At 59.7% G+C, this 18,550-nt stretch carries 17 protein-coding genes and 1 pseudogene; 9 read left to right on the top strand and 9 right to left on the bottom strand.

Translation table 11 applies throughout. The annotated features are described in order from the left end of the window. Positions 1-96 precede the first annotated feature (96 nt). A pseudogene (locus tag C5748_RS16630) lies at positions 97-529 on the top strand (hypothetical protein); the annotation flags it as partial. Between the two features lie 18 nt (positions 530-547). On the opposite strand, the gene C5748_RS16625 reads toward C5748_RS16630, so the two are convergent. Continuing rightward, the gene (locus C5748_RS16625; protein ID WP_105743048.1) at positions 548-1,498 is read right to left on the bottom strand and encodes an NAD-dependent epimerase/dehydratase family protein; all 951 of its coding nucleotides are present in this window, start codon (positions 1,496-1,498) and stop codon (positions 548-550) included. Positions 1,499-1,825: 327 nt separating this feature from the next. Here C5748_RS16625 and cysD point away from each other — a divergent pair, with 327 nt between their 5' ends. From cysD to cysQ, 3 genes are read left to right on the top strand one after another with little or no spacing between them, the layout of a single operon-like run. Beyond that, on the top strand, positions 1,826-2,758 hold the full coding sequence (cysD, locus tag C5748_RS16620; RefSeq protein WP_425350269.1) for a sulfate adenylyltransferase subunit CysD: 933 nt from the start codon (positions 1,826-1,828) through the stop codon (positions 2,756-2,758). After that, the gene (cysN, locus tag C5748_RS16615; protein ID WP_105743046.1) at positions 2,758-4,698 is read left to right on the top strand and encodes a sulfate adenylyltransferase subunit CysN; all 1,941 of its coding nucleotides are present in this window, start codon (positions 2,758-2,760) and stop codon (positions 4,696-4,698) included. Before cysD ends, cysN begins: the two co-directional genes overlap by 1 nt. After that, complete coding sequence (gene cysQ / locus C5748_RS16610) at positions 4,699-5,535, top strand: 3'(2'),5'-bisphosphate nucleotidase CysQ (protein ID WP_105743045.1); 837 nt, start codon at positions 4,699-4,701, stop codon at positions 5,533-5,535. A gap of 38 nt (positions 5,536-5,573) precedes the next feature. Here cysQ and C5748_RS16605 read toward each other — a convergent pair whose 3' ends face one another. The 6 genes from C5748_RS16605 to C5748_RS16580 all read right to left on the bottom strand — a co-directional run bounded on the left by C5748_RS16605 (position 5,574) and on the right by C5748_RS16580 (position 11,536). After that, entirely contained in the window at positions 5,574-5,825 is a 252-nt protein-coding gene (locus C5748_RS16605) for a hypothetical protein (RefSeq protein WP_146119547.1), read from the bottom strand. Between the two features lie 957 nt (positions 5,826-6,782). After that, positions 6,783-7,757, bottom strand: a complete 975-nt coding sequence (locus C5748_RS16600) for a LysR substrate-binding domain-containing protein (protein ID WP_105743118.1) — start codon at positions 7,755-7,757, stop codon at positions 6,783-6,785. Between the two features lie 84 nt (positions 7,758-7,841). After that, the gene (locus C5748_RS16595) at positions 7,842-8,729 is read right to left on the bottom strand and encodes an NAD(P)-dependent oxidoreductase (protein ID WP_105743043.1); all 888 of its coding nucleotides are present in this window, start codon (positions 8,727-8,729) and stop codon (positions 7,842-7,844) included. Between the two features lie 7 nt (positions 8,730-8,736). Continuing rightward, positions 8,737-9,996 (bottom strand): TRAP transporter large permease, encoded by a 1,260-nt coding sequence (locus C5748_RS16590; RefSeq protein WP_105743042.1) that lies wholly within the window; start codon positions 9,994-9,996, stop codon positions 8,737-8,739. Continuing rightward, on the bottom strand, positions 9,993-10,562 hold the full coding sequence (locus C5748_RS16585; protein ID WP_245581839.1) for a TRAP transporter small permease: 570 nt from the start codon (positions 10,560-10,562) through the stop codon (positions 9,993-9,995). The genes C5748_RS16590 and C5748_RS16585 overlap by 4 nt, the downstream gene beginning before the upstream one ends. Next, a complete protein-coding gene (locus tag C5748_RS16580; RefSeq protein ID WP_105743041.1) occupies positions 10,559-11,536 on the bottom strand; it encodes a TRAP transporter substrate-binding protein in 978 nt (325 codons plus the stop codon). The genes C5748_RS16585 and C5748_RS16580 overlap by 4 nt, the downstream gene beginning before the upstream one ends. A gap of 305 nt (positions 11,537-11,841) precedes the next feature. Between C5748_RS16580 and C5748_RS16575 the strand changes: the two genes are divergently transcribed. From C5748_RS16575 to dhaL, 5 genes are all read left to right on the top strand, one after another. Then, entirely contained in the window at positions 11,842-12,696 is an 855-nt protein-coding gene (locus C5748_RS16575) for a transketolase (protein WP_105743040.1), read from the top strand. Positions 12,697-12,710: 14 nt separating this feature from the next. After that, positions 12,711-13,757, top strand: coding sequence for a transketolase family protein (locus C5748_RS16570; RefSeq protein ID WP_105743039.1), 1,047 nt, complete (start codon positions 12,711-12,713; stop codon positions 13,755-13,757). Between the two features lie 67 nt (positions 13,758-13,824). Next, positions 13,825-14,583, top strand: a complete 759-nt coding sequence (locus C5748_RS16565; protein ID WP_105743038.1) for an SDR family NAD(P)-dependent oxidoreductase — start codon at positions 13,825-13,827, stop codon at positions 14,581-14,583. A gap of 21 nt (positions 14,584-14,604) precedes the next feature. After that, positions 14,605-15,429, top strand: a complete 825-nt coding sequence (locus C5748_RS16560) for a sugar phosphate isomerase/epimerase family protein (RefSeq protein ID WP_105743037.1) — start codon at positions 14,605-14,607, stop codon at positions 15,427-15,429. Positions 15,430-15,513: 84 nt separating this feature from the next. After that, positions 15,514-17,283 (top strand): dihydroxyacetone kinase subunit DhaL, encoded by a 1,770-nt coding sequence (dhaL, locus tag C5748_RS16555; protein ID WP_105743036.1) that lies wholly within the window; start codon positions 15,514-15,516, stop codon positions 17,281-17,283. A gap of 251 nt (positions 17,284-17,534) precedes the next feature. On the opposite strand, the gene C5748_RS16550 is transcribed toward dhaL, so the two are convergent. Both C5748_RS16550 and C5748_RS16545 read right to left on the bottom strand, forming a co-directional pair. Beyond that, entirely contained in the window at positions 17,535-17,918 is a 384-nt protein-coding gene (locus C5748_RS16550; RefSeq protein WP_105743035.1) for a type II toxin-antitoxin system VapC family toxin, read from the bottom strand. Then, a complete protein-coding gene (locus C5748_RS16545; protein WP_105743116.1) occupies positions 17,915-18,115 on the bottom strand; it encodes a type II toxin-antitoxin system VapB family antitoxin in 201 nt (66 codons plus the stop codon). The genes C5748_RS16550 and C5748_RS16545 overlap by 4 nt, the downstream gene beginning before the upstream one ends. Between the last annotated feature and the right edge of the window lie 435 nt (positions 18,116-18,550).

Raw genomic sequence — 18,550 nt, 5'->3', positions numbered from 1 at the left:
AATGAAAGCATAGCGATTAAGCAGACGAACCATGGTGCTGTCTCCAGGCAATTCGGCTGCCCGAAGAACTGGGGTCAAGGTGTGGAACAATCTTGCCTTCGAAAGCAATTTGCCCTTCTCTCCCAGTACAACCCAAACGAGGGAGAACAAAATGATACTATCGAAAATCAATCTCCGCGCCGCCATCCTGCTTGGATCATTCCTGATCGGCGCCAGTCCTGCGCTCGCCGAACCGAAGGACTATTCGTCCACGAACCGCAACTGAGCAAACAAGAGCGGGACAGACGTGCGGCGCTCGACCGCTCGGTGCAAGGGCCATGTGATAGCACTCCTGCGCGATCTGCAGCAGGCGCACGGTCTTTCCTATATCTTCATCAGCCATGATCTTCCGGTGGTAAAAGCCATGGCGGATTATGTGGTGGTGATGAAGAATGGGCGCATCGTCGAGGAGGGCGAGACGGATGCGATCTTCGATGCACCGGCGGCCGCCTATACGAAGGCGCTGATCGGCGTGGCCTTCAACATCTGAGAGCGTCCGACAGGTGTGTCAGTTCCTGCTGTCCTGGCGGATGCTTTCGGCGATGCGCCGGAAGGTATCGCTGGGTGGATGCCAGCCTGTGGCTTCGAGGAGAAGCGGACTTGCGACAAGGCCGCCGGTGACGGCTTGCCATCGCCTGGACTGGCCGGTGAGGCTAGCCAGGCGCTCCAGCCACGCTTGCGGGAGAGGGAAAAGAGCAGGCCTTCGGCCGAGCCCCATCCGGACCGCGGCGATGATCTCCGCCACGGAAAGCGGCGCCGCATCGGCCACGAGATAGGTGCCGCCATTCGTGCGCGGTTCGCGGATCGCATGCAGAATAGCGTCGCACAGCGCCTCGCGGTCGAGAAGCGAGCGCCTGGCGTCGAGCCCCGCGAAGGGCAGGGGAATGGGCAATCGCGCGAGGCGGATCAGCATTCCCATATTGCCGCGCACGCCGGGACCATAGACCAGGACCGGGCGCAGAATGGTGAACTTTCCGGTGCCCGCGAATGTCGATGCGATCGTCTTTTCGGCGGCAAGTTTCGCCCGCCCGTAATCGTCTTGCGGCATGGCCGGATCGGTTTCACGCACGATGCCATCGCGCACCGGCCCGCATTGCGCGCGGATGGAGGAGATGAAGACGAATTTGCCGCTGGTGGAACCATGTGCAGCCTCGGCCAGCCTTTCGGCCAATATCTGGTTGACGGCTTCATAAGCCGCCGTCGCCTGCCGATGTCGGGCATGGGCGATCGCCGCCAGATGAACGACATGATCGCATCCGGCGACAAGCGCCTCAAAGGCAGCCGAAGGGGCGTCGGGGGAGGGAAGAATTGCCGTCTCGACGCCTTCCAAACGAATGTTCTCCGGCGTTCTCGATGCCGCGCGGACGGCATAGCCCGCTTTCAGCAGATGCGGGACAAGGGCTCGTCCGACAAAGCCGGACGCACCCGTCACCAATATGCGGGCTCGTCCGGTGTTCATCGGGCGTTGCCGGAGGTGCGGCCGGTTCGAACGGGTTGCCGGAGAAGCCGGGGGGCTGACCAGTAGCTCATAAAATCAGTAGGATTTCCGAAGGGTTAGAGATGCTGGCCGAGGTGATAATCAGGCGGGAACATTCTTCTGTCCGGCTGCTGTCCGGTAGCACGTTTTTGGCGTGTAGAAGAGCCATTCTGCGATTTCATCCTTTTCTTCAATCCAGCCATTTGCTGGCGGTTGCGGAGCCCTGTTTGAGGCAGTAAGACCCCGGAAACCGATCAGCCCTTGCCTTATCCATACCATCTGGGCACGGTATGTCATCATGGTCGTCAAGTGAAACCGAAACGGAATCAAGCCGTCATGAATCAGATTTTGACGCATCTGCAGCGTCTTGAAGCCGAGGCCATCCATATTTTTCGCGAGGTTGCGGCGACATTCGCCAACCCGGTGATGCTTTATTCCGTCGGCAAGGACTCCTCCGTCATGCTGCATCTGGCGATGAAGGCGTTTTATCCGGCGAAGCCGCCCTTTCCGTTCCTGCATGTCGATACGACGTGGAAATTCCGCGAAATGATCGCATTTCGCGATGCCCAGGCGCGGGAACTGGGGTTCGAACTGCGCGTGCATATCAACGAAGACGGCGTGCAGCAGGGCATAAACCCCTTCATACACGGCTCCAACACCCACACCCATGTCATGAAGACCGTCGGTCTGCGCCAGGCACTCGACAAATACGGTTTCGACGCGGCTTTCGGCGGGGCGCGGCGCGACGAGGAAAAATCCCGTGCCAAGGAGCGCATTTTCTCATTCCGCAATGCGCAGCATGCCTGGGATCCGAAAAACCAGCGCCCGGAAATGTGGAAGATCTATAATACCCGCATCGCCAAGGGTGAATCCATCCGCGTATTTCCCCTGTCGAACTGGACTGAACTCGACATCTGGCAATATATTCTGCAGGAGAACATCCCCATCGTGCCGCTCTATTTCGCGGCCAGGCGCCCGGTCGTCGAGCGCGACGGGATGTTGATCATGGTCGATGACGACCGCATGAAATTGAGAGCCGGTGAAAAGATCGAAGAGCGCATGGTCCGTTTCCGCACGCTTGGCTGCTATCCGCTCACCGGCGCGATCGAATCGGATGCGGCGACCCTGCCCGAGATCGTCGGCGAGATGCTGATCGCGCGTACCTCCGAACGGCAAGGCCGTCTTATCGACAAGGACGAGGCGGGCTCGATGGAGAAGAAGAAGCGTGAGGGATATTTCTGATGAACAGGATCGATCTACCCGCTGTCGCCGACGAAGCGGATGAAGTCCTCGCATTCATGGCCGATCAGGAAAGGAAATCGCTTCTGCGTTTCCTGACCTGCGGCTCGGTGGATGACGGGAAATCGACCCTGATCGGCAGGCTTCTCTACGATACCAAGCTCATCTTCGAAGATCAGCTCGCCACCTTGCAGAGTGACAGCCGCAAGCATGGCACCAATGGCGACGATATCGATTTCGCGCTTCTGGTGGATGGGCTGGATGCCGAGCGCGAACAGGGCATCACCATCGATGTCGCCTATCGCTTCTTTGCCACGCCGAAGCGCAAGTTCATCGTTGCCGATACGCCAGGGCATGAACAATATACCCGCAACATGGCGACCGGCGCTTCCACCGCGGATCTCGCCATCGTGCTCGTCGATGCCCGTCAGGGCATATTGACCCAGACACGGCGGCACTCGTTCATCGCTTCCCTGCTCGGCATCCGGCATATCGTGCTGGCGGTCAACAAGATCGACCTCGTGGATTATTCGCGAGACGTGTTCGACCGTATCGTGGCCGATTACACGGGTTTTGCCCGTGATCTGGGCTTTGCGACGATCCAGCCGATCCCGATTTCCGCCCGCTACGGCGATAATGTCACGCTGAAATCGGAAAAGCTCGGCTGGTATGATGGACCGACGCTGCTGGCGCATCTCGAAAGCGTCTCGCTGGACGAAGCCGACGCCGCCAGGCCGTTCCGCTTTCCGGTGCAATATGTGAACCGTCCGAACCAGAATTTTCGCGGTTTCGCCGGAACCGTCGCTTCCGGCACGATTGCGGTGGGCAGTCCCGTCGTCGTCGCCAAATCGGGCAAGGCATCGCGGGTCAAGCGCATCGTCACGCAGGATGGCGATCTGGAGCAGGCTTTCGAGGGGCAGGCGATCACCATCGTTCTGGATGACGAGGTCGAAGTGTCGCGCGGCAACATGCTGGTTGCGCCCGACGCCCGCCCCGAGGTCGCGGACCAGTTTGCCGCTCATCTCGTCTGGTTCGACGAAGAGGTGATGATGCCCGGCCGTCCCTATCTGCTGCGCACGGAAACGGATCAGGTGACAGTCACGGTCACCGATCTGAAACATCGCATCAACATCAACAGTTTCGCTCAGGAAGCGGCAAAGCATCTGGCGCTGAACGAGGTCGGCGTCTGCAATCTGTCGACTGGCGAACCGATCGCCTTTGATTCCTATAAAGAGAACCGCTCGACGGGCTCGTTCATTCTCATCGACCGGATGACGAATGCAACGGTGGGTGCCGGCATGATCAATTTCGCGCTGCGGCGTGCATCGAACGTGCACTGGCAGGCGCTCGATGTCGACAGGAACGCCCGCGCCGAGCAGAAATATCAGCGCCCGGCGGTTCTCTGGTTTACCGGGCTGTCGGGTTCGGGAAAATCGACGGTCGCCAACCTTCTGGAGAAGCATCTCCATTCGCTCGGCAAGCACACTTATATTCTCGATGGCGACAATGTCCGTCACGGTCTCAATCGCGATCTGGGTTTTACCGCCGAGGACAGGGTGGAGAACATTCGCCGCGTCGGGGAAGTGGCGAAGCTGATGGCGGATGCGGGGCTGATCGTGCTGGTGTCCTTCATCTCGCCTTTCCAGGCCGAGCGGCAGTTGGTGCGGGAACTCCTTCCGGAGGGCGAATTCATCGAGATTTTCGTCGACACGCCGATCGAAGAATGTATCGAACGCGACCCGAAGGGGCTCTATGCCAAGGCGCTACGCGGCGAGATCAAGAATTTCACCGGCGTGGATTCGCCTTATGAGAAGCCAGAGAAGCCGGAAATCCATCTGAGGACGAGCGGACGTTCGACGGAGGAACTGGCGGCGGAAGTCGAGAAATATCTCGGCGAACATGGCATTATCAGCAATTACGACGCTGATTCCTGGTCGATCTGAATGAATGGTATTTCTGATGCTGCTGAGACGATCGATGGCGATGCGCTGCTCTCCGTCATGGAAACGGCAGCCATTGCCGCTGGCCGCGCCATCATGGAGATCTATGCCGCCGGTTTCGAAGTCCTCCTCAAGGATGACAATTCGCCGGTGACGCAGGCCGACAAGGCAGCGGAAGCGGTGATCCTGGCGGCGTTGCGCAAGGCGACGCCGGATATTCCCATCGTCGCCGAAGAAGAAGTATCGGAGGGACAGGCGCCTGCTCATCTGGGAAGCCGCTTCTATCTCGTCGATCCCCTGGACGGAACGCGAGAATTCGTTGGAAGAAACGGCGATTTCACGGTCAATATCGCCCTGATCGATCATGGGATCCCGGTTCTCGGCGTCGTCTATGCGCCGGTGCGCGGGTTGCTCTTTTCCGGCGGTCCGGGCGGAGCACGAGAAGTCATGGTCGATGCGCAGGGCCTGCCAAGTGCGCACCGCATTATTACCGCGCGCGATCGTCCACCGCAGTTGATTGCTGTCGCCAGCCGCTCGCACCGCACGCCGGAGACGGATGATTACCTCGCCGGCTTCGATATCGCTGAATGTGTTTCGGTCGGTTCGTCGCTCAAATTCTGTCTGTTGGCGCGCGGCGAGGCGGATATCTACCCGCGCTTCGGGCCGACCATGGAATGGGATACGGCAGCAGGCGATGCGGTTCTGCGCGCCGCAGGCGGTGGGACCTGGACGCCTGAGGGCAGGCTTCTCACCTACGGCAGGCGCATGCAACCCGATAGCCGTGAATTTGAAAATCCGTTTTTCATCGCCCGTGGCAGATGGAGCCCGGCGCAATCCTGATGGACCGGTCCGGTCAATAGAAACCCGATCACCTGCGCCTATTTCTGTTGCATATGGCGGAAGAATTCTTCGCTTTTGCGATGGCCCCGGCAGGAGGTCGACTTCGGGCTCTTGCTCCCTTCCTTTATGATGGAGCGTAACTCTATAACGGCCATCCCCAAGAGATAAGCAAAGAATACATGGCGAGCATTCAAGGCTTGCTCCATAATACTTTCAAGATGAGAAACGGCGATCTTCTGATCTTCATGACTCAATAAATTGAGGCTGAACTTATCTAATACATCGATCATTTGAATACTCATACCCGCTAATTTTTAAGGATTCCAATATCCTTAACGAATATCATAAAAGAGCGGCTATTTATATTGCTATGTTTTTCTCGTGAAAAATAGGGAGCTCATACGTTCATCCGCAAAAGATGCCCCGGCCATCATGAGAGGGCAGAGGATGACAGGTCAGCCGCCGCCTGCAGGAAGCGGCATTGAATAGACGATGTTCTCCGCCCCGTCAGCATTTTCCCGTTCGGCGGCAAAATCGAGAATATCCGCCTTTGGTTCGCCGGAGGACTTCAGATAGCTTGGATGGTGCCGCTCCTTGTTTCTCGACGCTATCGCGGATCTCTTTGAGACGTTTCTTCGGAGCCGGCTTCGCGTGCCGATCGCATGTATGGGAGACGTCCTTCATATGCTCCTCCGTTCGTTCGAGGGTCAATTTTGGCTTTAACAAACGTAGAAAAGCACAAGTCATTGGGATCTGAATTGACGGGAATCAATGGAAGGAAAATTGAAACCCGATGTGACGTCAGAAGGATGCAGGCCTTGTATCAGGCCATTTTCCAATAATATTACTAAGTTTATCTAAATATTTTGTCGGTGTATTCGATATACTAAAATGATTTTTTGTGATATGTTTAAAGTATTATTATGTTGCGCCTCGTTTATTTTGACTCCTTCAGATTTTACTTACGCATCGGCGCAGATAGCCGAAGAAGATGAGCAAGGCTTGCCAATCCCGTTGGCGGACCTCATTTGTCACCCTTTTCCAGCCAGCGAACGTCATCCTGCGAAAGCTTGATAGCGACATTACCGCACCGCCAGCATGACGGCGCTGCTGCGGCTGTCACTTTCTCCGAAGTCTTGGCCCTACAGCATCGGCCCGAAAATCGGAATCGATTTTCGGAAAGCACGATGCGTGGATTTAAAGGCTTGAGACGCGTCCTTTGTGCGTCCAATTGGACGCACGGCACTCTAGCGTAGCCCTGGTTCCTCGTCCTTTGCATGGCGGAAGCGGCACCCAAGATCATGAAGCATCGTTCTGGTCAAACGATCGAACTTGCTTCCTTCATCACGAATCCAGTCTGTAAAGAGGCGCACCGTGCGCCGGTTGGCGTGGCGGGGCGGGCACACGACCCAATATGCCGGAAACTCAACGACGTCGAAGACTGTGGAGAGGGGCACGAGCGTACCCCGTTCCAGATCCTCCTGCGCGAGCGTTGCCGAATCGAGCACGATCCCTGCACCATCCCGCGCGAGCTGGATCGCCATCGAGGAACGGTCGAAACGCAGCGGCGCCTGTTCGGTCGGCGGGTCGATGCCGTGCACGATCAGCCAGACGTCCCACTGGTAGAGCGCCTTGACGGAATGGATCAGCCTGGCTTGATTAAAGAGCGCCGTCGGATCGTCGCTGAGCGCCTTCATTTGATCTCGGTAGGCTGGGCTACACATCGGAAGGACAAAATCGTTAATGATGCATTCGGTGTGCAGGCCCTCCCAGGAGCCGGAGCCGTAGCGTAGGTCGAGGTCGACGACCTCCGTCTCGAAATCGGAAAAATCCGGTGTCGCATCGACCCTCAGCCCCCATTCGGGGTTGGCGTCGAGGAAGTGCTTTAGACGCGGCGTCAGCCAGCGCACGGCGAAGCTTGGACTGGAGCGGATCGTCAGTTGCCGGCTGCTGCGCTGGCGGAGAACAGCGGAACGCGCGCCGCGAATCATGCGGAAGGCGGTGGTGGTCGTCTGGTAGAGCATCTCACCGTCAATCGTGAGCGACAGGCGTCGGTCCTTGCGGCGGAAGAGGCGCACACCCCATTGCTCTTCCAGCTGTTTCAGCTGCTGGCTGACGGCTGCGGCCGACACGCCGAGTTCGGCTGCCGCGAGCGACACCCGGCCGGTGCGGGCGACCGCCTCGAAATAGGCGAGTGAATTGAGATTCGGATTGATCGGCACATATTCCTCCGCGCGGGCTACGCAGCGCGCGGGCAAGAGGGTCCGGCGCACCATGCCTCAATGGGGGGCGGAGTGCCGGTTATGTCAAGAGATGCCGTTGAGGCGGCGATAGGTGTTGACGACCTGGCTGTCGTCAGCAATTCCGTTGCCACTGCCACTTTCGGCGAGGAACATCTGGTGCGCGGCGGCCGCAAGTGGCAGGCCCGTGCCGTAAGACCGGCCAACGGAAAGGGCGATGTCCAGATCCTTGACGAAGATATCGACGGCACTGGTGACGGGCGGCGTCTCCATGAGCATGCGCGGCCCACGGTCCTTCAGCATCCAGCTCGATGCTGCCGACCCCGACAGGATCTCCAGCAGCGTCGACACATCGACGCCGGCTTTCTGGCCGAGCGCCAACGCCTCGCCGGCAGCAGCCAAATGCACGCCGCAGAGATGCTGGTTGATCGCCTTGACGACGGCCCCCTGACCAGCCCTCGGTCCGCAGTGATAAAGCTTGTCACCCATGCTGCGCAGGACTGGGGCAACAGCATCGAAGGCGTCTTTTGGCGCCCCCACCATGATCGTCAAGGTGCCTGTCTTCGCGCCAGCCACGCCGCCGGAGACCGGGCAGTCGACAAGGACCTTTCCCGCCGCCTGGACCTCGGCGTCGAGGGCCGACACGTCGTCCGGCCGGCACGTCGCCATCAGGCAGACATGGGTGCCGGGCGCCAACGAGGCGAGCGCGCCGGCATCGACCAGCACTGCGCGCGCCTGTTCAGCATTGACGACCATGAGAACGATGATGTCGGCTCCTTCGCAAGCGGCCGATAAAGTCGCAGGCCGCTCGCCGCCGGTGGATGCCAGGGCATCCATGGCCTCAGTGCGCGTGTCGAAACCGCGCACCGCATGGCCGGCCTTGACGAGGTTGCCGGCCATTGGAAGGCCCATGGAGCCGAGTCCGACGAACGCGATTGTCTTTGTGACTGTCATATTGTCCTCAGTAAATTGTCAACGCGGGAACATAGGACATCAACACCAGCACGGTAAGGGCGACCAGATAGAAGGGCCAGAGCTCCTTCACCACTGCGCCGATCGGCACGCGTGCGATGACCGCGCCGATGAAGAGTGTCGTACCGATCGGCGGCGTGAAGAGGCCGATCGACAGGTTGATGCAGATGATCACGCCGAGCTGGATCGGGTCCATGCCGATCGCATGACCGATCGCCACGAAGGTTGGACCAAGCAGAAGGATGGCGGCCGGCAGGTCGAGGAACATGCCGATGACGAGCATGATGAGGTTCATCATGAGAATGATCAGGACGATGTTGATCAGCGTCTCCTGCGCCCATTGAGCAACCAACACCGGGATGCGCTCGGTGATCAGCACATGGCTGACGAGGCTTGATGCCGTGATGACGAGCATGACGACGCCGGTGGTGATGACCGTGCCGACGAGAGCGGCGTGAATGCGCTGCCAGGTCAGGTCCCGATAAATGAAGAGGCTGACGACCAGCGCGTAGAAGACCGCGATGACGCTGACTTCCGTCGGCGTCGCGATACCGGCCCTGAGCAGCACGACGATGAAGCAGGGCATCAGGAGCGCCGGCAGAGCCGAGATCAGGGACTTTCCGAAGATGCTCAAATTTCCGGTGTTGGTCAGACGCGGGAAATTCCGGATGCGCCCCGAAAAATAGCAGACGGTCATCATTCCAACGGCGAGCATCAGGCCCGGCAGAATGGCCGCTGAGAAGAGCGCGGCAATCGAGGTGTTCGACACGGTCGAATACAGGATCAGCGGGATCGACGGCGGGATGAGGCCAGCAATAGTCGAGGACGAAGCAGTGACGGCGGCAGCGAAGCCGGCCGGATAGCCTTCGCGCTTCTGCCAGGGGATCAGCATCGAGCCGAGCGCCGATGCCTCGGCTACCGCAGAACCGGAGACACCACCGAAGATCGTCGAGCCGACGACAGTCACCTGTCCCATACCGCCGTGAAAGCGGCCGACGAGGGAGGCGGCGAATTGTATGAGCTTCTGGCCAAGCGTTCCCGACATCATCAGCGAGCCTGACAGGATGAAGAACGGGATTGCGAGCAGGGGAAAGCTCTGCGTCGGTTGGAAGAGCTTGACGACCGCAACGACAACCGGCGTCCCGCCATTGACGAGGACCGCCGCACCGGCGGCGATGATCAGCGCATAGCCGACGGGTACCGACAGCACCAGCATAGCGGCGAAGAGACCGGTCATGATGGCGGTCATGTCATGTGCTCCGTATCCGGTTCATGGAGAGTTCGTGGATCGTCGCAGCATGCGACCCGCACGAGATTGATGAGCGAGGCGAGTGTGATGCCGCCAAAACCGAAGAGCAGGGAACTATAGGCCCAGGCCTGGCCGAGGCCCGTCATGGGGAATACCTGCGCTTTGGTGATCGAGATCACTTGCAGTGAGAGATAGGCGAGGAAGGCGAAGGACACCGCCACCAGGAGATGGATCAGAACGAGCAAAATGCGGAGCTGCCTGGTGTTCAGCAGCGCCTGAAAGGCTTCAGCCGCTATATGCGCGCCCCGATGGGCTCCCAGTACGATGCCTCCCATGATCAACCAGGGAAACAGCAGATTGGGCACTTCGTTCGGCCAGCCGAGCCCTGCCTGCGTCAGATAGCGAACGAACACCTCCGCCATCAGCGCAAGGAAGATGGCGATGACCGAACCGACCGCGATTACCATGGCGGTTCGATCCAGAACAAAACCGATCGCGTCGGCGGCGCGCAAGGCGGAGGAGTCCGCCTTGGCACCTGTCTTCCCGACCTTACCCGTCGTCATCATTTAGTTGCCGCTTCCTTTGCAGCCGCAACGAGTTCATCGACGAGCTGGGGATATTGCGCACGCCACTTGTCGTAAACGGGCTGGGTTGCCTCCACGAAGGGTGCCGGATCGACGTCATTGATCTTGATTCCTGCATCCTTCAGCGTGCCGAGCAGTTCATCAGACTGGTCGCGCACCATCTGACGGTTCAGATCGCCGGCCTCCTTCGCTGCGTCCCGCAGGATTTGCTGATCTTCGGGCGAAAGCGTGTCGAAGATCATCTTGGAGGCGAGGAATGGCGTCGCTTCGTATTTGTGGTTGGTCATCGAGATGAAGGGCTGCACTTCATGCAGCTTGGACGAATAGATGTTGATCAGCGGATTTTCCTGCCCGTCGACCACACCTTGCTGGAGTGCAATGTAGAGCTCCGAGAAGGCCATCGGCGTCGGTGACGCGCCAAGCGCCTCAAAGATGTCCACCGTCATCGGGTCCGGCGGCGTACGGATCTTCATGCCGGCAAGGTCGCCGGGCGCAGTGATCGGCTTCTTGGAGTTGGACGTTTCCCGGATGCCGTTGTTCCACCAACCGAGCACGACGAGGCCCTGCGCTTCAGCGGCAGCCGCGATTTTGTCGCCGACCGGACCGTCCATCACGGTTTCGGCTTGTTTCAGGTCCTGGAACAGGAAGGGCAGGCCGAGAAGCGCGATCTCCGGCACGACGGCCGACGTCGTGCCTTGCGAATTGGCCGAGAAGGCGATGGTGCCGAGGCGAATGTTGGTAATAGTCTCGGCGTCGTCGCCGAACTGCGCTGCGCCGCCGACATTGACCTTCATCCGGCCGCCGGACTTCTGTTCAACGAGCTCCGCGAATTTTAGCGAGGCGATGTCTTTCGGATTGCCGGCCGCCGCATTGTGCGAAAGCTGGAATGTTTGCGCGTTTGCCTGGCTGGCGCAAAGTGCAATGGCAGCAGCGACCATCAAATGACGGATGTTCATGAATCTCCTCCCTGAGAGCATAGGTACAGTGTTCGACCAGTGAAAGGGACTTCCTCCGGTGCTGCATGAACGATTTTTCGCACTGCTGATCCCGCGATAAAGCCTCTTGGCTTTAGGGGCTTCGCCTTTCATGCAGCGGAGCGTCCTCCTCGCCCGCCTCTTCAGACCGTCGCTTATCTCAAGCAGTGCGTCACCTAAGTTTTTCTTAACAACTTGTTCGAATATCTTAATTGTCAAATCGCCCAGTCCACGGTCAGTAGTTGGTCCATGGTGCAGCGGTGCTGCCCAATGAGACAGGAGGAGCCATGACCAGCCAGAGCCCGGCAGTTCAGTTGTCGAACGTGAGCCTTGCACGCCGCGCGTGGGAAATCCGTCGCAAGGCTGTTCGCATGGGCGAGGTGCAAGGACAGGGATATGTCGGACAGGGGCTGGGCATCGCCGACGTTCTCGCCGCTTCCTATTTTCATGCGCTGACCTATCGCCCGGAGGAGCCGGAATGGGAAGGCCGCGACAGATTTCTTCTCTCCATCGGCCACTATGCAATTGCGCTTTACGCCGCGCTGATCGAGGCAGGCATCCTTCCTGAACAGGAACTCGAAACCTACGGAACCGACGACAGCCGTCTGCCGATGTCCGGTATGGCCGCTTACACGCCGGGTATGGAAATCACCGGCGGATCACTGGGGCAAGGGCTCGGCATAGGTGTCGGCATGGCGCTCGGTCTGAAGGCGAAGAAGAACCCGGCCTTCGTATATAATCTGATGTCCGATGGGGAACTGGGCGAGGGATCGACTTGGGAAGCAGCCATGTCCGCCGCCCATCACAGGCTCGACAACCTCGTCTGTATCGTCGACTTCAATGATCAGCAGGCGGACGGAAAGTCGACCGAGACGTTGAGCGCCGAGCCGCTTGTCGACAAATGGGCCGCCTTTGGCTGGCATGTGCAGCGCGTCGATGGCAATGACATGTCCGCGCTGGTCGCCGCCTTCGATGCCGCCCGCGTCTGCGCCGAGCGGAAGCCGCGCGTCATCATCTGCGACACGGTTATGTGCAAAGGCGTGCCCTTCCTGGAAGCGCGCGAGATCACCCATTTCGTCCGCGTCGAGGCGGACGAATGGCAAAAAGCGCTTGCCGCTCTCGATGCGAACCGGCCGGAGTGAGGGAGGAAAGAACCATGAGCGCAACCCGCGCCTACGATCCGCATCGCAAATGGGAACCGCGCGCCGCGCCGAAACCGGGCGAAGGCGGCCGCACCTCGGCGATGATCGCTTCCTTGGCAGCAGAAGGCTATGAAACGGTCTCTGCACCCTTCGGCCACGCGCTGGTGGCCGAAGCGGAGAAGAACGACCGCATTGTCGGCCTGACCGCTGACCTCGCAAAATACACCGACTTGCATATTTTCGCCGAAGCTTTCCCAGGCCGGTTCTATCAGATGGGCATGGCCGAGCAGGTGATGATTTCAGCGGCGGCAGGCATGGCACGCGAAGGCTTCATACCCTTCGCGACGACCTATGCGGTCTTCGCCTCCCGCCGTGCTTACGACTTTATCGCCATGGCGATCGCGGAAGAATACCTGCCGGTCAAGATCGTCTGCGCCCTGCCGGGGCTGACGACTGGCTACGGACCAAGCCATCAGGCGACGGAAGATCTCGCGATCTTCCGCGGCTTGCCAAACCTCACCATCGTCGATCCTTGTGATGCCATCGATGTCGCTGAAGCTGTGCCAGCGATCGCTGCCCATCCGGGACCAGTGTACATGCGGCTGCCGCGCGGCAAGGTCGCATCGGTCATACGCCGCCATTGTCCGGACTATAAATTCGAGCTCGGCAAGGCGAAGCTGCTTCGCGACGGCAAGGATGCCATCGTCATTGCCTCAGGATTTATGACGATGCGCGCACTTGACGCCGCCGAGGAACTTGAGCGCGGAGGCATTTCGGTCGCGGTGTTGCATTGCCCGACGATCAAGCCGCTCGACACTGAGACAATTCTCGCCGAGGCCCGCAAGGGCGAACGGTTGGTCGTGACCGCGGAAAACCACACGCGGGTCGGTGGGCTCGGAGAGGCCGTGGCCTCGACGCTTCTGACCAACGGCGTGACGCCCACCTTCCGCATGATCGGCTTGCCGGACCAGTTCCTCGACGCCGGGGCGTTACCGGCGCTGCACGACCGATACGGTATCTCGACGATCGCCATGATGGATCAGATACGCAGCTGGCTGTGAACAAGCAAGTTTCAACGAACAGGATGCCCGGCACGACAGCCGGCGCAATGACCAAGGGAGAACACCAATGACCACTGCTCTGCTCCAGGGCAAGTTCGCCGTGATCACGGGCGCAGCCTCGAAACGCGGTCTCGGCAAGGCGACGGCCAGGCTTTTTGCCGAACACGGCGCAACGGTCGCGATCCTCGACCTCGATGAGGCGGCCGCGAAGGAAGCCGCCGCCGATCTTGGTCCTGAGCATGTCGGTATGGCCTGCGACGTGACCGACCACGACGGCGCGAAGACCGTGATCGACGCATTGGCTGCCGAGTGGGGCCGGATCGACATCCTCGTCAACAATGCCGGCATCACCCAGCCGCTGAAGATCATGGAGATCGCACCGAAGAACTACGAAGCGGTTCTCGATGTGAACCTGCGCGGCACGCTCTATTGCAGCCAGGCGGCAATCCCGCACATGCGCGCGCAAAAGCAGGGCAAGATCGTCAACATGTCGTCGGTGTCGGCACAGCGGGGCGGCGGCATCTTCGGCGGCCCGCATTATTCGGCGGCCAAAGCCGGTGTACTCGGCCTCACCAAGGCGATGGCGCGCGAACTCGCGCCCGACAATGTGCGCGTCAACGCAATCTGCCCCGGCTTTATCGCAACAGACATCACAGCCGGCATGCTGACGCCCGACAAACTCGAGGAGATCAAGGCCGGTATCCCGATGGGACGTCCGGGAACGGCGGAGGACGTGGCTGGTTGCGCGCTCTTCCTTGCTTCCGACCTCTCCGCCTATGTCACTGGCTCCGAGGTCGACGTGAATGGCGGCTCGCTGATCCATTGACCGGACGTCCGGGAGAAACGTATGAAACTTGGTTTGGGAAGCTATGCCTTCCGCTGGTCGATCGGTCTGGGGGACCTGCGACCGGCAAAGCCAATGACGGCAATGGAGGTACTGGAAGTCGCGCATGATCATGGTCTTGCGCTGGTTCAGTATGCCGACAATCTGCCGCTCGACCGCTTGACGGCGGATGAACACAGGGCGCTCAGGAGGCGCGCGGACGAATACGGCATGGCGTTGGAACTCGGCACGCAGTCTTTCGACGCCGAGGAACTCGCCCGCTACATACCGATCGGTGAGCGGATCGGATCAAAAATACTGCGCGTCGCGCTCGACGCCGAGGATGCGCTGATCCCGGTGCCCGAGCTTGCTGCTCAAATCCGCGAACTGCTGCCGGACGGCAAGCGTGCCGGACTGCGCTTCGCGATCGAGAACCACTTCAACTATCCCTCGCTGCGGATGGTCGATCTGCTTGATGCTGTGGCCGATGACGCGCTCGGCGTCTGCCTGGATGTCGCGAACTCGATCTGCGCCGGTGAATGGCCGATGACGACCGTGGCGAGACTGGCACCCTATACGATCAACCTGCATCTCAAGGACTACCGGATCGCACCCGATCCCTACGGCGTCGGGTTTCGAATCCTTGGAACGCCGCTCGGTGAGGGGAGGGCAGAAATCGAGGAGATCCTTTCCTGTCTCGCCCATTGCCCGGACGATATGAGCGTGATCCTCGAACATTGGTTGCCGTTGATGGGAGACATGGAGGAAACGCGCCGGATGGAACACGAATGGCTTGCCCGCACCGTAACGGCCGCCAAACGGTTGGTGCCCGGCAATCAGGCCGCCTGACTGTTTAAAATGAGGCACCCTGGATCATAACGATTGATGCCAGCTTGTGGCGGACGCAACACGTCCGGGAGGATGGAAAACGCTATGACGATCAAGACCAAGAAACTCATCAATGCGCCGGATGACATTATCCCCGAATTCATCGATGGTTTGATCGGCGCCTATCGCGATCTGTTGACGGTGGAAGGCTCCACGGGACGGGCAGTCGTTGCTCGCCACGGTCCGCGCGATGGCAAGGTAGGCATCGTCATCGGGGGTGGATCGGGGCATGAGCCGGCCTTCGCTGGTTATGTCGGGCGAGGCCTCGCTGATGCGGCCGCCGTCGGCAACGTCTTCGCGTCCCCCTCACCGCAGCAGATACTCGACGCCGGACGCGCTGCGGATGGCGGTGCTGGCGTAGTGTTCCTCTACGGAAACTATACCGGTGACGTTATGAATTTCACGATGGCCGCCGAAGAACTGGCGGCGGAAGGCACGCCGGTGCGCCACGTCGCCGTGACGGACGACGTCGCCTCGGCGTCCTATGACCGAAGGGCCGAACGACGCGGTGTGGCTGGCGATTTCTTCGTCTTTAAATGTGCCGGAGCGGCTGCCGATCGTGGTGAGCCGCTCGATCGCGTCGAGGCACTCGCCCGTCTCGCGAACGACAATTGCCGCTCCATGGGTGTAGCGCTCGGCGCCTGCTCTCTGCCACAGACCGGCACGCCGAATTTCGAAATCGGCCCGCAGGACATGGAAATCGGCATGGGCCTGCATGGCGAGCCCGGCATGCGGCGCGAACCGCTAGCGACCGCCGATACGGTGACCGACGAGCTAATGGCGCCGATCATCTCGGAACTCCAACTGGCCGAGGGCGACCGGGTCGCATTGCTGGTCAACGGCCTCGGTGCCACGACGCAGCTCGAACTCTTCGTGCTCTTCAGGCGCGTGCGTCAGATCCTTGACGCAAAGAAGATAGAAATCCACGCGAACTGGGTTGGCGAATATGCGACCTCGCTCGAAATGGCGGGTGCCTCAGTCACGCTGCTAAAACTTGACGAAACACTGACTGCACTGCTCGATCATCCGTGTCGAACGCCTGCGCTGACGGTCGGAAACGCTTTGGCTCCGGTTGCCGATGCCCCGCGCAGGACGCGACACGTGCATGCACCGAAAGCCGGCACTGCGATCGATCGCGCTTCCCTGAACGCGAGCGGTCAGATAACACCAGCAATCTTTCGCACGATGATGGGGGCCGTCGCGGAAACCATCCGGCGCGAGAAGGACCGGCTGTCGCAGCTTGATGGCGTCATCGGCGATGGTGATCATGGCATAACCATGGACATCGGCTGGACCGCGGTCACCGCTATTCTCTATGAGAAGCCTGCGGACATGACCATTTCCGAGATATGTGAGACGATTGCTCACGCGTTCCTGACCGCTGTTGGAGCCTCGTCGGGTCCACTTTATGCCGATGCCTTCCGCAGCGCGGGCGCGGCAGTTTCAGGACGCCTGAATCTTGACGGACCGGCAATGGCGGCCTGGATCAAAGGCATGAACGACGGAATTCTCGCCCGCGGCGGTGCCAAGGTTGGCGACAAAACAATGGTTGACGCCTGGGCGCCGGCGTCTGTTGCCGCGGCAACGGCGGCGAGTATGGGGTTGGATGAAGCAGCGGTCCTGCAGGCCGCGCGTGACGCAGCACGAGCGGGTATGGAACAAACCGCTCAACTCGAGAGCTGCCGCGGACGTTCGGCAAAACTTGGCGTGAGATCTGTTGGTCACGTCGATCCAGGCGCAGCCTCGGCCAGTGCTATGTTGGCGGCGATGGCGGAAGCAGTGGATTGGCACCAAGGTGATCACCGTCGAGGTTGATATTGAACAATTGTCTCAGTCGGCGGCGGCCTCCTCCGAAGACCCGCTCATCCCTGATTTTCAAAACGGACTCTGAGATCGTGGAAGCGCAGCTGCTTTTCGGCAGGTGGCAAAGTAAGGGCGTCGCCATCCTGCTAATTCAATAATTTACGCCTCTACCCCCTGGCCGGCAATCACAGGTCGCGGGTTTGCCTCCTTTTCAAGGCGAGTATCGGATAAAGTCCGAATCCTTAGCAGCATTGTGTGAGCGTTTAGTTGCGGGCGTCTACCGGCATGTGCAGTGGAGCGGCCGCCTTTTTTGCCGCTGCCCGCAGGCGCTTGTCTCTGGTCCATAAGGCCGCTCGCTGATCAAGGAGGACCGAAGCCAGCAAGTGAGCGTCTGTGGAGCCAATGCCCATACTGAAAATTCCATGGCGATCAATCATCGTCATGACTTCGTCATGCGTTGCGACGAACGCTTCACGCTGAGCCGCTAGGAAAGCTATCACGCTCCCACGATCCCGAAGGCTGCCAAGCGCTAGCTCTCCGATCACAGCGGGATGGCAGAGTAGACGATCGTCCTCAATAATCCTGCGCAGCTCTGCATCGACATGGCGGAAATGATCAATCCATATAGAAGTGTCTGCTAGTATCACTCGACTGCGGCGCTCCGGCGGCGTGGGGCTGCCTCTGCATCGGGCATGGTTCCTCCGAGCGCGATGAGCCGTCGTCCCGACTCCACACGAACAAGCGTCTCCAACGCTTGGCGGACTAAAGCGGTGGTTTCTTTTGTGCCGGTTAGGAACCTAGCCCTTTCGATGAGAGTGTCATCGAGGTTTATAGTCGATCGCATCATCTGGTTTCCTTGCCAAGCATCATAAATAGCACCATTTGGTGATAAAATCTACGCTTGTTCTTCATTCTGTTACGTCCGGTGCAGGATTATAAATCAAACAGTGCGGCACATTAATTCGGATGGTCGGGGAGTACCCCGACGTGAAAGCGAGTGCTACTTCGCCAGCGATGTGGGCGGGCCTCTACACCCATGAAACTGGAAATTGCAGGGGGTCCGAGGTTCGAATCTGCTCAAGATCGAGAAGCTAACGGAAACGGCGCGGCGCCACGGCGGCAGGCCCGGACAGGCTGCGACCCGCGAGCGGCAGTTGCACGAGACACGCCGTGACCGGTGCCAGGTTAGGCCGAGATGACCGTGTCCGAACGCATAGATGACATCGTTGCCGCCGCGCGCGGGCGCACTTCCGGCGCGGCAGCTCTGAATGAAGCGCAC

It is taken from the genome of Phyllobacterium phragmitis (genome assembly GCF_002980495.1).
Lineage (GTDB): Bacteria > Pseudomonadota > Alphaproteobacteria > Rhizobiales > Rhizobiaceae > Paramesorhizobium > Paramesorhizobium phragmitis.
Note: the sequence above shows the minus strand (reverse complement) of the source record. Positions and strands in the feature narration are given on the sequence as shown.

Coding starts and splice junctions, on each gene's coding strand:
- C5748_RS16625 (WP_105743048.1), bottom strand. CDS start 1,498: ATGAACACCGGACGAGCCCGCATATTGGTGACGGGTGCGTCCGGCTTT.
- cysN (WP_105743046.1), top strand. CDS start 2,758: ATGAACAGGATCGATCTACCCGCTGTCGCCGACGAAGCGGATGAAGTC.
- cysQ (WP_105743045.1), top strand. CDS start 4,699: ATGAATGGTATTTCTGATGCTGCTGAGACGATCGATGGCGATGCGCTG.
- C5748_RS16605 (WP_146119547.1), bottom strand. CDS start 5,825: ATGATCGATGTATTAGATAAGTTCAGCCTCAATTTATTGAGTCATGAA.
- C5748_RS16595 (WP_105743043.1), bottom strand. CDS start 8,729: ATGACAGTCACAAAGACAATCGCGTTCGTCGGACTCGGCTCCATGGGC.
- C5748_RS16590 (WP_105743042.1), bottom strand. CDS start 9,996: ATGACCGCCATCATGACCGGTCTCTTCGCCGCTATGCTGGTGCTGTCG.
- C5748_RS16585 (WP_245581839.1), bottom strand. CDS start 10,562: ATGATGACGACGGGTAAGGTCGGGAAGACAGGTGCCAAGGCGGACTCC.
- C5748_RS16580 (WP_105743041.1), bottom strand. CDS start 11,536: ATGAACATCCGTCATTTGATGGTCGCTGCTGCCATTGCACTTTGCGCC.
- C5748_RS16575 (WP_105743040.1), top strand. CDS start 11,842: ATGACCAGCCAGAGCCCGGCAGTTCAGTTGTCGAACGTGAGCCTTGCA.
- C5748_RS16570 (WP_105743039.1), top strand. CDS start 12,711: ATGAGCGCAACCCGCGCCTACGATCCGCATCGCAAATGGGAACCGCGC.
- C5748_RS16565 (WP_105743038.1), top strand. CDS start 13,825: ATGACCACTGCTCTGCTCCAGGGCAAGTTCGCCGTGATCACGGGCGCA.
- C5748_RS16560 (WP_105743037.1), top strand. CDS start 14,605: ATGAAACTTGGTTTGGGAAGCTATGCCTTCCGCTGGTCGATCGGTCTG.
- dhaL (WP_105743036.1), top strand. CDS start 15,514: ATGACGATCAAGACCAAGAAACTCATCAATGCGCCGGATGACATTATC.
- C5748_RS16545 (WP_105743116.1), bottom strand. CDS start 18,115: ATGCGATCGACTATAAACCTCGATGACACTCTCATCGAAAGGGCTAGG.